Origin of the sequence: Aquimarina sp. RZ0, assembly GCF_008370685.1 — a bacterium.
Lineage (GTDB): Bacteria > Bacteroidota > Bacteroidia > Flavobacteriales > Flavobacteriaceae > Aquimarina.
In genome coordinates, this window is the sequence record NZ_VTZU01000081.1 from 13,136 (window position 1) to 29,075 (window position 15,940).

12 protein-coding genes and 1 tRNA gene are annotated in these 15,940 nt (G+C 34.5%); 6 read left to right on the plus strand and 7 right to left on the minus strand.

The features are described 5' to 3' along the window. The first annotated feature begins 15 nt into the window (after positions 1 to 15). The 4 genes from glpK to galE all read left to right on the plus strand — a co-directional run bounded on the left by glpK (position 16) and on the right by galE (position 6,850). Entirely contained in the window at positions 16 to 3,195 is a 3,180-nt protein-coding gene (gene glpK, locus F0000_RS22685; RefSeq protein ID WP_149627012.1) for a glycerol kinase GlpK, read from the plus strand. A gap of 54 nt (positions 3,196 to 3,249) precedes the next feature. Then, positions 3,250 to 4,896 carry a solute:sodium symporter family transporter gene (locus F0000_RS22690; RefSeq protein WP_149627013.1) on the plus strand — a complete coding sequence of 549 codons (1,647 nt, stop codon included), beginning with the start codon at positions 3,250 to 3,252 and terminating at the stop codon, positions 4,894 to 4,896. Between the two features lie 86 nt (positions 4,897 to 4,982). Then, a complete protein-coding gene (locus F0000_RS22695) occupies positions 4,983 to 5,771 on the plus strand; it encodes an HAD-IIA family hydrolase (protein WP_149627014.1) in 789 nt (262 codons plus the stop codon). Between the two features lie 62 nt (positions 5,772 to 5,833). After that, positions 5,834 to 6,850 carry a UDP-glucose 4-epimerase GalE gene (galE, locus tag F0000_RS22700; protein WP_149627015.1) on the plus strand — a complete coding sequence of 339 codons (1,017 nt, stop codon included), beginning with the start codon at positions 5,834 to 5,836 and terminating at the stop codon, positions 6,848 to 6,850. A gap of 93 nt (positions 6,851 to 6,943) precedes the next feature. Here the strand turns inward: galE and F0000_RS22705 are convergent, their stop codons facing one another. From F0000_RS22705 to F0000_RS22735, 7 genes are all read right to left on the minus strand, one after another. Then, positions 6,944 to 9,016 carry a peptidylprolyl isomerase gene (locus tag F0000_RS22705; protein ID WP_149627016.1) on the minus strand — a complete coding sequence of 691 codons (2,073 nt, stop codon included), beginning with the start codon at positions 9,014 to 9,016 and terminating at the stop codon, positions 6,944 to 6,946. A gap of 334 nt (positions 9,017 to 9,350) precedes the next feature. Further along, complete coding sequence (locus F0000_RS22710; protein WP_149627017.1) at positions 9,351 to 10,619, minus strand: hemolysin family protein; 1,269 nt, start codon at positions 10,617 to 10,619, stop codon at positions 9,351 to 9,353. Then, positions 10,619 to 10,813 (minus strand): hypothetical protein, encoded by a 195-nt coding sequence (locus F0000_RS22715; protein ID WP_255452857.1) that lies wholly within the window; start codon positions 10,811 to 10,813, stop codon positions 10,619 to 10,621. Before F0000_RS22715 ends, F0000_RS22710 begins: the two co-directional genes overlap by 1 nt. A gap of 9 nt (positions 10,814 to 10,822) precedes the next feature. Beyond that, positions 10,823 to 11,380 carry an LPS export ABC transporter periplasmic protein LptC gene (gene lptC, locus F0000_RS22720; protein ID WP_149627019.1) on the minus strand — a complete coding sequence of 186 codons (558 nt, stop codon included), beginning with the start codon at positions 11,378 to 11,380 and terminating at the stop codon, positions 10,823 to 10,825. Continuing rightward, positions 11,380 to 12,750: a M48 family metallopeptidase gene (locus F0000_RS22725; RefSeq protein ID WP_149627020.1), complete on the minus strand. Its 1,371-nt coding sequence runs from the start codon at positions 12,748 to 12,750 to the stop codon at positions 11,380 to 11,382. Before F0000_RS22725 ends, lptC begins: the two co-directional genes overlap by 1 nt. Before the next feature lie 17 nt (positions 12,751 to 12,767). Beyond that, positions 12,768 to 14,036, minus strand: coding sequence for an outer membrane protein transport protein (locus F0000_RS22730; protein ID WP_149627021.1), 1,269 nt, complete (start codon positions 14,034 to 14,036; stop codon positions 12,768 to 12,770). Then, entirely contained in the window at positions 14,033 to 14,794 is a 762-nt protein-coding gene (locus F0000_RS22735) for a type III pantothenate kinase (protein ID WP_368668139.1), read from the minus strand. The genes F0000_RS22730 and F0000_RS22735 overlap by 4 nt, the downstream gene beginning before the upstream one ends. Before the next feature lie 69 nt (positions 14,795 to 14,863). Here F0000_RS22735 and F0000_RS22740 point away from each other — a divergent pair. Together F0000_RS22740 and F0000_RS22745 are read left to right on the plus strand one after the other, a co-directional pair. Next, positions 14,864 to 14,936: transfer RNA gene (locus tag F0000_RS22740), tRNA-Phe, on the plus strand. A gap of 502 nt (positions 14,937 to 15,438) precedes the next feature. Next, on the plus strand, positions 15,439 to 15,846 hold the full coding sequence (locus F0000_RS22745; RefSeq protein WP_149627022.1) for a hypothetical protein: 408 nt from the start codon (positions 15,439 to 15,441) through the stop codon (positions 15,844 to 15,846). The last annotated feature ends 94 nt before the right edge of the window (positions 15,847 to 15,940 follow it).

A 15,940-nucleotide genomic window follows, 5' to 3' on the forward strand; every position in this document is an offset into this window, starting at 1 on the left:
TTCAAGCATTTTCTTATGAGCACAAAATATATAATAGCATTCGATCAAGGCACAACCAGCACCAGAGCAATCATTTTTGATAACAAAGGTGCTATTTGTGGTATTTCGCAAAAAGAATTGACACAATACTACCCTAGATCCGGATGGGTAGAGCATGATCCTCTAGAAATTTTCAGACATCAGCAAGAGGTTTTTGAAGAGGTAGTATCAACCGCTAAGATCTCTATAGATGAAATTGCAGGAATTGGGATTACGAATCAAAGAGAGACAACGGTAGTTTGGGATAAAACTACAGGAAAACCTATTCACAATGCGATCGTTTGGTTGGATAAAAGAACCATTAATATTTGCAAAAAATTAAGGGCAGATGGCTTAGAAGAGTATATTACAAAAAACACAGGATTAATTATCGATTCATACTTCTCAGGCACCAAATTAAAATGGATACTAGATTCTGTAGAGGGGGCAAGAGAAAAAGCAAGTAATGGAGACCTGTTATTTGGTACAATTGATTCCTGGCTAATCTGGAAATTTACAAATGGTAAACGTCACGTTACGGATCATTCTAATGCTTCCAGAACCATGCTGTATAATATTATGCAATTAAAATGGGACGAGACCCTATTAACTGCATTAGATATCCCAAAATCTATGTTACCAGAAGTACAGTATTCATCTTCTGATTTTGGCAGTATTACGTACCAGAACAAAGAGATTCCAATATATGGAGTAGCTGGTGATCAACAAGCATCTTTGTTTGGGCAGGGAGGTTATAAATCAGGAATAGCCAAAAACACATATGGTACCGGCTGTTTCTTATTACTTAATACAGGAAAGAAGGCATACCAATCTAAAAATGGATTATTAACTACTTTATGTTGCAGTCTACCCGATGATAAAATTAAATATGCCCTGGAAGGAAGTGTTTTTGTTGGAGGAGCATCTGTACAATGGCTGCGAGACAAATTACAGTTTATCAATACAGCCTCAGAAACTGAAAAAATTTGCAGAACGACTCCAGCGACAAAAGATCTGTATGTGGTTCCTGCATTTGCTGGACTAGGTGCTCCACACTGGGATATGAATGCCAAAGGTGCTATTTATGGACTCACGCTAGATTCTGGTAAAAACGAAATTATAAAAGCAACAGTCGATGCTTTGGCATATCAAACGAGGGATGTATTAGATGCGATGGTTGAAGATAGTGGAAAATTAATGAAAGAACTTAAGGTAGATGGTGGAGCTTCTGCCAATAATTACCTGATGCAGTTTCAGGCAGACATTCTTAATGTAGAAGTAGACAGACCCAAAATGCTGGAAGTAACTGCACTAGGTGCTGCATTCCTGGCAGGAATAAAAGCTGGAGTTTGGGCAAAAAAAGATATTTCAAAAATTAGGGTTGTTGATTCCAAATTCAAACCCCAAATTACCGAACATGAACGTAACCGAAAGTATACTGGATGGCAAGATGCGGTAGAACGAACAAAAACAGCGAATACAACGATGCTTTCTGTAAAAGAGGATGGTCCTATTCGTTTCTCTATTCTCGATCGTAGTACACAATTATTACGTGCCAGAACCACCAAATATGATTTGGTCATTATTGGAGGAGGTGTCACCGGAGCAGGAATAGCACTAGACGCCTCATCTCGTGGTTTAAAAGTATGTTTGATAGAAAAAAATGATTTTGCATCAGGAACCAGTAATAAATCTACTAAACTAATTCACGGAGGATTGCGATATCTAAAACAGATGGAAATTGCCCTGGTAAAAGAATCAGGAAGTGAGCGCGCGATGGTTCATAAGCTTGCTCCTCACCTTGTTGTTCCCGAAAAGATGCTGCTGCCACTAATCGAAGGCGGTACCTATGGTAAATTAATGACTGCCATCGGATTAAAAGTATATGATTTTTTAGCAAATGTAGAGGGAGATGATAAACGTAAAATGCTCAGTATTGAAGAAACTATATCCAAAGAACCTTTACTCAATAAAGATGGACTTACCGGAGGTGGTTATTATGCAGAATATCGTACTGATGACGCCAGACTTACAGTTGAGCTTCTTAAAAAAGCAGCGTCATATGGAGCAAATATTATAAACTATTGCGAGATGAGTTCTTTTAATTATGATGAAAATGAAAAGATTAAAAGCTTACAATGTTTAGATCATAATACTCAGACGTCTTTTGTTATCAAATCCAGAAATTATGTTTCTGCGGCAGGTCCCTGGGTAGATCTTTTACGTGAAAAAGATGATTCTATGAATAATAAATATTTGCATCTTACAAAAGGCGTACATATTGTTTTTTCGAGAGAACGGTTTCCTCTTACACAATCTATCTATTTTGATGTGCCAGATGGGAGAATGATTTTTGCAATTCCCAGAGGTAGATCCACGTATGTTGGAACTACAGATACCAATTATGATGCAAACCTAAATCGTGTTGTAGCCACTCATAAGGATGCTACATATCTGTTAGATGCGATAAATAATATGTTTCCTACACTACAAGTTACTCTGGAAGACATAGAATCGAATTGGGCAGGTCTGAGACCATTAATTCACGAAGATGGTAAAGATCCTTCAGAGCTATCCCGAAAAGATGAGATTTTCATATCAAAAACCGGATTGATTTCTATTGCAGGAGGGAAATTAACAGGCTATCGCAAAATGGCACAACGAGTAATCGATGTTGTTCTGAAAACTATGAGCGCTAAAAGACAAGAACAATTCTCTACATCTTTTACACAAAATATTCCATTAACAAGCAATCCGCTAAAAGATACTGCAGAAGTAGATCAATACCTGGTAGAAGTTAACCAACAACTAAAAGATATTGGTGTAAAAGATCCATATTATGGCTGGTATTTGGTAACTACTTATGGCAAACAGTCAGATACTATTATTACGAAAGTAAATTATTTCTTAAATACTTCTATAGAAGAAAAGTTAATTCGTTCAGAAGTCTGGTATGGTGTACATCATGAAATGATCAACGGTCTGGCAGATTTTTTTGTAAGAAGAACAGGACGGTTATATTTTGATATCAATAGTGTACGACAATACCGATCGATTGTACAAGAAGATTTGATAAAATATCTGGGATGGGATGAACAACGTCTTAAGGACGAGAATACATATTTAGATCTATTATTACATGATGCATCTACTTATTATGAAAAGGAAATTATTTAAATTTAAGAATTTTAAAGTTTTAACAGATCGATAATAGTAGTTAATATATTAGGTATGGGAATAATTTCATTTATAGGATTTACAGTATTAGTAGCTTTTTATGCCTGGTGGAAAACAAGAGGCACTAATGAAAAATCAGCAGATGGGTATTTTCTTGGAGGCAGAAGTCTCGGAGCCGTAACCATTGCCGGTTCTTTACTTCTTACCAACTTATCTGCAGAGCAAATTGTGGGTCTTAATGGGCAGGCTTTTTCTGAAGGAGTATTGGTTATGGCTTGGGAAACATTAGCTGCTATCGCCATGATTGTAACAGCTATATGGTTACTCCCTAGTTATATGAAAGGTGGTATTACCACTATTCCAGAATATGTAGAAAAACGATTTGATCATCAAACAAAAGCTATATTAACAATTTTATTTTTGAGTGGCTATGTTATAGTTATTCTGCCTTCTGTCTTATATTCGGGATCACTTGCGTTTAGTACTATGTTTGATATCCCGGGAATGTTGGGCATTTCTCAGGAAGCTTCTATTTGGCTTTCTGTATGGACTATCGGATTGATAGGAATGGTCTATGCCATTTTTGGAGGATTAAAAGCGGTAGCCGTTTCTGACCTGGTCAATGCTGTCGGTTTATTAATAGGCGGAATATTGATTCCAATATTTGGGTTAATAGTTATAGGAAATGGCAGTGTTGCAGAAGGATTAAATACACTTTGGGTTTCTAATCCGGATAAATTTATAGCAGCCGGAGAAGCTGATGCCTCTATACCATTTGGAACTATTTTTACAGGAATGATGCTCGTACAAATGTTCTACTGGGGAACAAATCAAGCTATTTTGCAACGTGTCTTTGGTGCAAAAAGTCTAAAAGACGGTCAAAAAGGAATGATATTAGCTGCATTGGTAAAATTTCTAATTCCTATAATTGTTGTTTTACCAGGAATCATTGCGTGGCATATTTTTGATGGAGAATTAGAAAACCCTGATCAAGCATACCCATCTCTTGTTAAGGAAGTATTACCTGCTAGTTTAGTAGGTTTTTTTGCAGCTGTTCTCTTTGGGGCTATTCTGAGCTCCTTTAATAGTTTACTCAATAGTAGTGCAACTTTATTTGGTTTTGATCTTTATAAACAATATTTTAAAAAAGATGCTTCTGAAGAACAAATTGTAAAAGCAGGTAAAATTTTTGGAATTATTTTAGGAATACTAGGTATGCTGGTTGCCCCGCTTATAGCCAATGCTCCAGATGGTCTATTTGCTTGGCTACAAGAAGCAAATGGATGTTATAGCATCCCTATTCTTACTGTAGTGGTTATCGGTTTTTTTACCAAACGTGTTCCTGCAATAGCAGCAAAAATTGGGGTAGTCTCTGGCGTAGTACTATATTCTATAAGTCAGTTTATTATCAAGCCTATGATGGTTTCCAACGTATTAAAAGACGCAGCCGCAAACGGAGTTACTGATGAAAAAACGTTAAGTTTACTAGAAGCCGAAGCGTATCCTCATTTTTTACACGTGATGGCTATTTTATTTGTTCTAAATATCAGTATCATGCTTATTATCGGTAAACTATACCCAAGAGATGCAGATTATGTTCAGAAAATAACAGACGATGTTAATATCACTCCCTGGAAATATGCAATGATAACTGGTGCAGCCATCACAATACTTGTAATAAGTACGTATCTGATTTTTTAATAGTAAATCTTATTCCCTATTGTCTTTTCATTTCTAGGATGAATCCCTAACTTTGTTGTCATTAACCATATAGCATAACCAAAAATATGAAGAAGGGTTTTTTAATTGACATGGACGGTGTCATTTATAATGGAAACGAACTGATAAAAGGAGCAGACATTTTTATCAAAACACTTCAGGACAGAGAAATTCCTTTTTTGTTTATGACTAATAATAGCCAGCGTTCACCTATCGATGCTGTCAACAAGTTATTAGGAATGGGTATTTCTATCAAAGAAGAAAATGTTTATACCAGTGCTATGGCGACTGCCTGGTTTTTAAGTTTTATGAAACCAAATGGTACGGCTTACATTTTAGGAGAAGGTGGACTTATCACCAGCTTGCACGAAAATGGATATTCGCTTGTTACTTCGGATCCAGATTATGTAGTTGTTGGAGAAGGGCGTAATTTTACATTAGAGATGGCGAATAATGCGGTAGATATGATTCTATCCGGAGCCAAATTGATCGCGACAAATCTTGATCCTTCGCCTAAGAAAAAAGGATGGGCTAATCTGGGGATTAAATCTATTGTGTCTATGATCGAAGAGGCTACAGGGATCAAAGCGTTTAGTGTTGGCAAACCAAGCCCGGTTATGATGCGTGCAGCAAGAAAAAAACTGGAATTGACTACTGATGAAACAATTGTAATAGGGGATACGATGGATACGGATATATTAGGCTCTATACAGATGGGATACAATACGATTTTAACATTATCTGGAGTTTCTAAACAAAAGGATCTTGCAGGTTATGCGTTTACTCCTGATATGATTGTAGAATCAGTTGCAGAGATTGATATAGATGTTATTATAAAAAGATTTACTCATAAATAAAAAACAAGAATCATTTATAAAAAGGATATTTTCCTGATTATTATATGATTAAAAATCGATAAATGAAAATACTTGTCACAGGTGGCTTAGGGTTTATAGGGTCACATACCGTTGTAGAATTGCAAAATGAAGGGTTTGAAGTTGTTATTATTGACAATTGTTCTAATTCTTCTACTGATGTATTAAAAGGTATTACTGCCATTACAGGCAAAGAACCTATTTTTGAAAAGCTTGATCTTAGAGAGAAAGAAAAAGTTCAGGATTTTTTCAAAAAGTATACAGACATTGAAGGTGTTATACATTTTGCTGCTTCTAAAGCAGTTGGAGAAAGTGTAGAGAAACCATTATTGTACTATGAAAATAATATTGGCGTACTTGTATATCTTTTACAGGAGTTTCAGAAAAAAGATACTACTAATTTTATTTTCAGTTCTTCTTGTACAGTGTATGGTCAGGCGGATGAATTACCAATCACCGAAAATGCACCCGTAAAGCCAGCAGAATCTCCTTATGGAAATACCAAACAAATAGGTGAAGAAATTATAAGAGATACGTGCAAAGTACAATCCAATCTTAATGCCATTGCATTACGATATTTTAATCCTATCGGAGCACACCCTTCTACAGAAATTGGGGAACTACCAATAGGGGTGCCTCAGAACTTAGTGCCTTTTATCACCCAGACAGCTATGGGTTTAAGAAAGGAGTTATCTGTTTTTGGGGATGATTATCCTACCGATGACGGAACCTGTGTTCGGGATTACATTCATGTCGTGGATCTTGCTAAAGCACACGTAGTAGCTCTACAGCGCCTCATAAACGGCAAGAATAAAGCAAATTATGAAATATTCAATATAGGAACCGGAACCGGAAGCTCTGTATTAGAAGTTATACAATCTTTTGAGAAAACATCTCAACAAAAACTGAACTACAAAATAGTTGACAGAAGAGAAGGAGATGTTACTGCTGCCTATGCTAATACAGATAAAGCTAATAATGAATTAGGATGGAAATCCAAACATAGCTTGGATGAAGCGATCTCTTCTGCCTGGAAATGGGAGCAAAAAGTGAGAAGCTAACAGTAAAATAGACTTGGTTATTTGTATAAAAAAACTCCTGAAATTTTTCAGGAGTTTTTTTAGCTCTTTTATCTTTTTTCTAACCTAATGCTTCTAGTAGAAACTAGCTCTTTTATCTTCTATTTCTGCTGCTTCTTTTAAAGCGTTAAATACTCCAGAATTTACGGTGCTCGCCTTAGATTTGGATTCCTGAGCAGCATAACTCATATAGGTATCTAAACCATCAGCAGGAGTTTTCTTAACCACTTCTATCACATAAACACCATTATTACCAACTATTGGTTCAGAAATTTTACCTGTTTCTAAGGCAAATGCTGCTCCTACAAGTTTTGGTTCATTTCCTGCACCGCTTATAGTAGGTGTTTTCATATTTAAGGCAGAAGCTGTTTTTACCGTTTGAGACTGGTTCTTGGCAATATCATCTAATGTGCTTCCAGAAATTTTACTCTTCAGCATTTCTGCTTTCTTTTCTTTTATTAAAATAGGCTTTATTGCCGGACTGGCATCTACTACTTTCTGTACGCCTTTTTCTGCTTTTGCAGTTAATTGAACCACTGCATATCCGTCTTTTACTTCAAAACGTTTTACATCCCCTGTTTTAGTCTCTTCCTTAAATGCCCATTGCACAATGGATCTTTGAGAACCTAATCCAGGTATATTATCTGCTAATTCACTGATTTTATTAACAGGACGCACTGTATACTCACTTTCTTTTGCTTTTTCTTCAAAATCAGAATTTTTTGTGGCTATCTGAAATTTTGTAGTTTCTGTGAATATCGCATTTATAGTTTCTTCACTTGCTTCGATTTCCTGAGCGACAGTCGCAATTTTTACAGCTTTCTGAAGATTCTTCTTATCTTCTACAGAAATAATATGGTATCCAAAAGCAGTTTCCACAACGCCCATATCACCTACATTGTTTTCTATAATATAGTCATTGAAAGGAGGTACCATTCTTCCCGGAGGAAAATAACCTAAATCTCCACCTTTATCTTTATTAGATGTATCTGCAGAAAAGTCTTTTGCCAGAGTTAGGAACTTAGATTTATCAACTTTGATCACAGATAGCAAGCTATCTGCAAGTACTTTTGCCTGATCCTTTGTACGCTCAACATCCCCAGCTGTACTCAATCCTTTCCAGGAAACAAGAATATGACTTGCTTTTAATGAATCCGGTAATTGTGTATTTGCAACAACTTTGGATACTTTAATAAACTGACCATCTTTATAAGGACCATAAACTTCTCCTACAGGCACATTATATAATGTATCTGCTACAGTAGCAGGTAAATCTTTTTTAAATACAAAACGATCTGCATATTTAACCGCAGAGTTTTGCTCTGCTACATACTCTTCTACTTTTTCTGCAGTTTTAAAACCTGATATGATTTTGGCCATTTCAGTATTTAATGCATTCTCATCTTCCTGACTAGGTTCTTCTTTAAAAAACACATAACGCATGTCTCTGGATGCTTCTGCCTTGTATAATTCTGAATGCTTATCTATATACGTTTTAATTTCTGCATCTGATACTATTACTTCTGTATCTTCAATACCAGAATACGGAAGTTGTACATATTTAATGTCTACTTTATCGTTTTCCATTTTATAAGCCAGTTCTCCTTCTTTAAGCGTAGCACCTACTCCAGCTTTTACCATATTTAGATACTTGGTCTCTAATGCGCCTTTTCCTAAAGAGTTTTTGTAGTCAATCCATTGTTGGTATGCTACCGGATTTTCTTTTACAGTAGCTACATATTCCTGCATTTTTGCTTTATCAAATACACCCGCCTCATTCTGAAAAGTTGGATTATTTGCCAATGCATCTTCTAGTAACTGACTTACTTCATCCGCTCCTACTTTAACGCCTAATTCTTTAAATTGCTCATCAAAAACTATTTGTCGTACTTCTTGATTCCAAACATAGTTTACAGCTTGGATACTTGATCCATTAGGGCCAAAATTTCTTGATGCTGCTTCTACTTTTTTTGCAAAATCAGTTCGGTCAATATCATTCCCATTTATAGTAGCAATTACATTTGCTGCTTTTTGAGAGATAGCTCCTCCATTTCGAATCAAATCCGCTAATACAAATGAGAAAAGCGCCAATGCGATAATCACAATTAAGAAAACGGATCGTTGTCTGATTTTATTTAAAACTGCCATTGTTTAAGTATAATTTGTTCAAATATAGTGCGCGAAAATACCATTTTCTTAGAATATTACCAATTAAAGACAGAAAGTCTTTACAACTTTTTTTGCTTTTTATTAATATTAATATTCCGGGTCCTATTAATTATTGGTGTATAATACTAAAAAAGAATGCATAACTCTGATTTAAAGTTTTTTAAATGTAGGGGAGGGTAATTTTTTTATAAAAAAACAGTGTAAGAATACTCTTCAATTTTTAGAGGCTGTAAAACCAATTTATCCCTAATCTCATAATTGGACAGCTCTGAGTACTATAAAAGCTCAATAAAAACATTAGATAAAAAAGAAATTAATCTTCAGCAAGTACTTGCAGTACTACAATTTCAATTTTGGTATTAGAAGTCTCAATAACATTTATTCTAAGGGTATCAATATCGACGATATCTCCTTGTTGAGGAATCTCTTCTGTATGATTAACGATCATCCCACCCAGCGTCTCGTAATTTTCACTTTCCGGGAGATTTAATTTATAGGTCTCGTTTATATAATCTACTTCCATCCTGGCAGAAAAACGATACTGGTTTTCGGATAATTTTTCTTCTATCAGATCCATAGAATCATGTTCGTCCTCAATCTCTCCAAAGAGTTCTTCTACAATATCCTCTACGGTCATGATACCACTGGTACCTCCATATTCATCTATAACGACAGCAATACTTTTGTGTTTCTTGGTCAGGAGATTCAGTACATCTTTTACATACATAGTTTCTGGTACAAAAACAACGGGCAATAAGATTGGCTTTATTGATGTAGGTTTTTTAAACAATTCAAAAGAATGGATATATCCGATAATATCGTCTACGGTATCATTATACACTAATATTTTGGACAGTCCTGTGTCAATAAAAAGCTGGGTAACCTCTTCTAAAGGGCGAGATTTTTCTATAGCCACAATCTCAGTACGGGGGATCATCACTTCTCTGGATTTTACATCTGAAAAATCCAGTGCATTCTGAAAAATCTGAATCTCACTATCCACCTCGTCATCAGCTTCTATTGTTTCCATTTGTTCATTTATATAATCTCCTAATTCGGTTTTACTGAATGCTAGCTGCACTTCATCTCCTTCTGTTTTAAAGAATTTTTTTAACACAAAATCGGATATCCGGATTACAAAAGAAGAAATAAGCCAGAATACTATATAAAATAAATAAGCAGGTACTGCAAAAACTTTTAATAATGTGTTAGCGTATATCTGAAAAAAAACCTTGGGAAGAAACTCTGCTGTTAATAAAATAACCAGCGTTGAAATACTTGTTTGTATCAATAAACTTATTCCGTCTACCATATTAGGGTAGTACCCACTAATTATTTGCATCAGCAGTTCTCCCATATAAAAACCATATACTACCAGGGCAATATTATTACCTACAAGCATGGTTGCTATAAATTTTGAAGGTTTTTTGGTGAGTCGGGTAAGGATATTAGCAAGAAAACCGGCTTGTTTTTTTTCTAACTCAATATGAATTTTATTAGAAGAAATATAGGCGATTTCCATTCCTGAAAAAAAAGCGGAAAGAATAACTGAGAATACAATTACGATACCGTGCAACTCCATTAATTTTCTCTGTTGTTAGCTTCAAATCGTTTTCTGAAATTTCTTTTAAAGAAATACATAAAAATTGCGGCACCAGCAAAGCATAGATATAAAATGCTTCTACTACCTTCTTTACCCCACTCTTCATAGGCCTGATATGTAAAAAAACACATGATTGCCAGGTAAGCAAATTCAAAAAATTTAAAAATTTTCATCATATAAATTTATTCCTCGATGAACATTATTCCTTCATTTACTCGAGAATTCAATATAGTAAAATCCTGATTGGCATCAAAGCCATCAGCTTCATTTACGGTTCCATCTGGAAAATAACTTTTATAAGGTTGATCCGTAAATACCCAGTTAATACTTTGATCCCAGTATAATTGTTTAGCTATAAGATGGGTGCTGTCAGCAGTCTTTATATCTACATTACCTCTCATATCTATTAGTCCTGTTTGTACATAGGTAATTGCATAATCAGATTTTATAATACTAACCTTTCCTTCTTTATCTATCATATTTAAGACAATACCCTCTGGAAATTCTCTATATCCAAAATTTTTATTTGTATAATCTAATACTTTTGGGGTATTGAGTACTGCTGTTAGCCTGCCAGAATCAGTGAATTTTAGATTTACTTCAAAAGCTTCGGCTATGGGTGCATCTTCAGTAAGATTTAAATTTTGTTCTTTAGTACTGTTTGATCCACATGAAAAAAACAATGTCACAGCAAATGCTGTGACAAAGTTTACTAATATATATAGATTTTTTTTTCGCATTACAGTTTTGGCACTTTAACTGTTTCGCCGATCCAACATCCTATTTTTACAGAAGTTATCCCTGGATTATTAAAGATATCAGTTTTTGACGGTGCTTTGGCTTTGTAGTTTGCAGCAGCAGCAGCAGCGGTTTTCTTCAAACTAGGATCTACTTTTGCTCCCTTATTGGCATAATTAGCAGCTAACCAATATACTGCTCTTTTGCTAAACACGTCGGCACCACAGTTATTAGCACTTTTTGCTACCATAGAAGCAATTCTTAAATATGCAGTTCCTAATGATGGTTTGTTAGCGAGTGCTTTTTTGTAATATGATCTTGCTTTTCCGTAACTACCTTTCTTTTTCATTACTTCACCAATTCTAAAATATACTTTAGCCTTATCACTAGCTTTTGTTTCTAACTGAGCTGATTGGTTAAAATATTCTAAAGCCTTTGTAGTCTTTTTATCTTTAAGTGCCAAAATCCCTAAGTAGTATGCCGATTTGGCTGAGGGATCTGCCTTGTGTAATGCTTCTACCAGCCTAAAAAATAACGGATCTTCTGTACATTCTTTTGCAGACATTCTTCCTGCTGCTCCTTTTAACCAATTGATATCGGTCTTTTTTCCTTCGAATTGTCCGTTGTATAGTGGTATCAGGTTTTTACAATCAGCAAGTTCTCCTAATTTTTGATTGATCCCACCTTTTACCTGACTAAAAGCTTTTAAATTAATTCCATTATTTTTTAGAGACCTTTTTTCTTTGGATGATAAGGTTGCTCCAGATTCTTCTTTTTCTGTAAGCGTTGCAATTTTTTTTGCTTTCTTACTTTCTTCATCTTCTATTTTTTCAGTAATATCATCATATAGCGTAAATACATCCTGAAGTTCTTTTTTTCCTTCAGATTGTAAATCTACTAGCAAGGAAAAATAAGTGTATAGTTTTTTAGGTCTTTTAAAATTAGTCTTATCTTCTTTATAGGCTTTATCAAACTCTGCAAACTGACTGTCTTTGGTACCAATCTTATTATCATACATGATCTGACCTATGTCAGAATGCATATCACCAACTTTTGTTTTAGCTGGAAAATATTGAAGACGTTCTTTCCACAAAGCGATCATATCATTAGCTAACGCAGTTTTTTCTCCTGCTGCTGCCTTTTTATATTTAGATTCTAGTAATTTTTTTCCAAACTGAAAAGTAGCAACACTGTGTGTAGGGCATTCTTTTCTAACTTTCCATAATGGTTCTTCTGCTGCATCGTAATTTTTTACTTTAGCATGCTCATATGCAATTGAAGCTGTAGTTGCACAGTCTGTAGCCTGAGCACTAACATTTGTAGTGCTTAAAACTAACCCTGCTGCTATTGCAAATAAAACTTTAGTATTCATAGCTGTATAAATTGTAGTTAATTAAATTTTATTTTTCTAAACCATCGATCGTTTAACGACATACTTAAGGAGATATTAAAAAATTCTTCCTTTACTAACCCAGCACTGGTTGTGCCACGTTGTCCTAACTCCAAACCTAGATTAACATTAGAAAATAAGTTTCCGACTGGTAATCCTACTCCAAAAGATATGCCAAACTCATCAATTGATTGACCGTTAATATTTAAACCTGTTTCTTCATATCGTATTCCTGCACGATAGACCACCCTATTAAGATAACTCGTCAAGGAGTTATAATTAGGGATATAGTATCCTCCTAATCCAAATTTTGATGCATTCTCATACCTAACGCTACTAATGTTATCAGAACTATTCTCAAAAGCAGGAGATCTACTCCCGAAATCGCCGGCATCTAAATATGTATACTCTGCTCCAATAAACCATTTTTTGGGTTGGCCTATTCCTCCTCCAATTTTTACTTCTGCCGGTAAATCCAGATTTCTGTCTTCAACTTCTATTTCTTGTCTTTGTTCTACCAATTCTATGCCATCATTTCTAATTCTAATAGTAGCTAATTCCAAGGAATTTTCAGAATTTAATTTAAATGATGGTGTCGACACAATAGAAGTGGATAATTCTAATTTATCAGTTATCATTTTTTTATAGACAACTCCCAATGACATGCTCACTCCTGACAAATCAGAGTTACTAATTTCTCTCGTATTAAACTGCAATCCTGACCGTCTTAAAATAGACTTATTCTCAATATTTCCAAAATTATAATTAAAATCCAAACCAACACTTAAATTCTGGTTAACTTTGAATCCTGCAGAAACGAATACTCTATTGATTCCTCCTTTGCCTGTAAATAAACTTTCATCTCCGTTACTTGCTGTACTTCTTGTATCATACCCAACAGAATTAATTGGAATCACTCCAAAACCAAAACCAAATCTTCCAACAGGAATACCAATGGCAAGATAATCTAATGAGGCATTATCTTTATAAGAATCGTCTCCCTGGGCATTATCAAGATTTAATCCATTGTAATTTGCACCTATTGTGTAGGTTGTTAACCTTAGTTCGCCATAAGATGCTGGATTCTGAAGATTTAGATGAATACTGTCTGTAAGTATACTCAATCCCCCCATCGATCTATTTTCTACTGTTCCTTTGAACTTCTGTATCCCTATTCCATAAAAAGAATATGGAGAAGACGTTCCTTCCTGAGCATAAGATCCGCTGGTAAGAATTACCAGAATTACTACTAAAATCTTCTTTATCATTGACTATTATTAAAAGCTAAAATGTTATTTAGTCCCTCTAACAAAAAATTAGAGGTGGCAAATATGCTATTTTTTAATCTTTTAGACAAAAAATGTGCATCCCCACCGGTTAAAATAACTGTTAAATCAGGGTAAGTGTTGCAATATTCGGCAATTGCACCTTCTATTTCATATAAAACACCTTGTACAACGCCAGAATGAATTGCTTCATTTGTACTATTCCCGATATGATTTCTAGGTAATTTTAATTCAAGTAACGGTAACTTAGAAGTAAAATTATTCAAGCTTGTATATCTAAGTTTTAATCCAGGTGCGATCGCTCCACCAAGATATTCTTCTTTATTATTTTTAAAATCATATGTTATACAGGTACCCGTATCAATTATCAGAACATCTTTCTCTGGAAACTGATTGACAGAAGCCGCCACTAGTGCTAATCGGTCTACACCCAACGTTTCTGGAGTCGCATATAGATTCGCAAAAGGCATTAATGTCGTATGATCAAGGAGTATTGTGTCAAATACATCTGTTAACATACTAATATCTTTTTCTTCTACATTAGATACCGAAGAAATTATAGCCTTTTCTACTTGTGGGTAATCTCTAGTAATCTTCGGGATAGTTTCTGAGAGATTGTTACTCATAAGTGTTTTTTTATAAACGAGTACCATCTTGTCAAAAACACCTATTTTCACAGAAGTATTACCTATATCAATTACCAGATTCATATCATTCTTACTAAGTGTGCAAAAGTACAAAACGATTTTTTTAAAAATTTCTTTTGAGGATTAAAAAAAGCGTTCTATATTTGCATCCGCTTACAGCAAGGTGCCTTAGCTCAGTTGGTAGAGCAAAGGACTGAAAATCCTTGTGTCCCTGGTTCGATTCCTGGAGGCACCACCTTAAAGAAAGTCCTTATTTATAAGGGCTTTCTTTTTTAAAAGTAAGTTTTCTAATCACAGTAGTTTTATAAACGTGTTCACAAAAGTGTTTAAAAAATTACGATATGATATTACTACCAAACAATTGTAACAGAGGAGAATTTTCTGTTTTTCCTAAAAATTGGAAAAAATGTTCTAAAAATGAACTCAAAAAAAATTGGGTTATAAGCTACTACTTTCGAGATCCAAGATTCAAAGAAAAATACCCAAGAGGTAAATTTATTCGAATAAAATCTGGTATTAATAGGCTAAAAACACTTTCTGAAAGAAGACTAGCAATTTCTATTTTACTCGATAATCGAGATTTAAATGCTCCGAGGCTTGCCTCGAAATCAAAATGTCTTTTTCAATAAATGCCTCGCGGGCTTGCCCCGAGGTAGTTTACTAAAAAATGAGAAAGAAAGATTAGAGGAAGGTTTTAATCCAATAACTAACAAATTTGAAGTTCATTTTAATGATGCATGGATGAATTCTCATCGATTAAAGAAGCTCTCAATTTTGCATTAAAAAATATTATTGTAGCTCCTTCTACAAAATCAGACCTCAAAAGTGTAGTTACCTACTTAATTGAAGCGATTGAAAAACTAGGGTATAATACTACTGCCATTTCAAAGATTAAAAGGAAAGATGTTAGAAAAATGCTTGATTATCTTCAGATAAATAAGGATCTGTCTAATAACAGGTACAATAAAATAAGAGCATATACAAGAATGCTTTTTGAAGAACTCAATCAGATTGAAGTAATGGACAACAATCCTATAAATGGTATTAAGAAGAAAAAAGAAACTAAAAAAATTAAATCAATATTATCTACAGAAGAACGCAACAAGATTAATGAGAGTGTAAATATAACCTTGTCTGAATACTAAATTTTTAATTTACACATTATTCAGATAAGATGACAAAGACAGAACAGCAAGAATTAGAAAAGAAAGCTCTAGAACAGTTTATGACTGGGAAGAG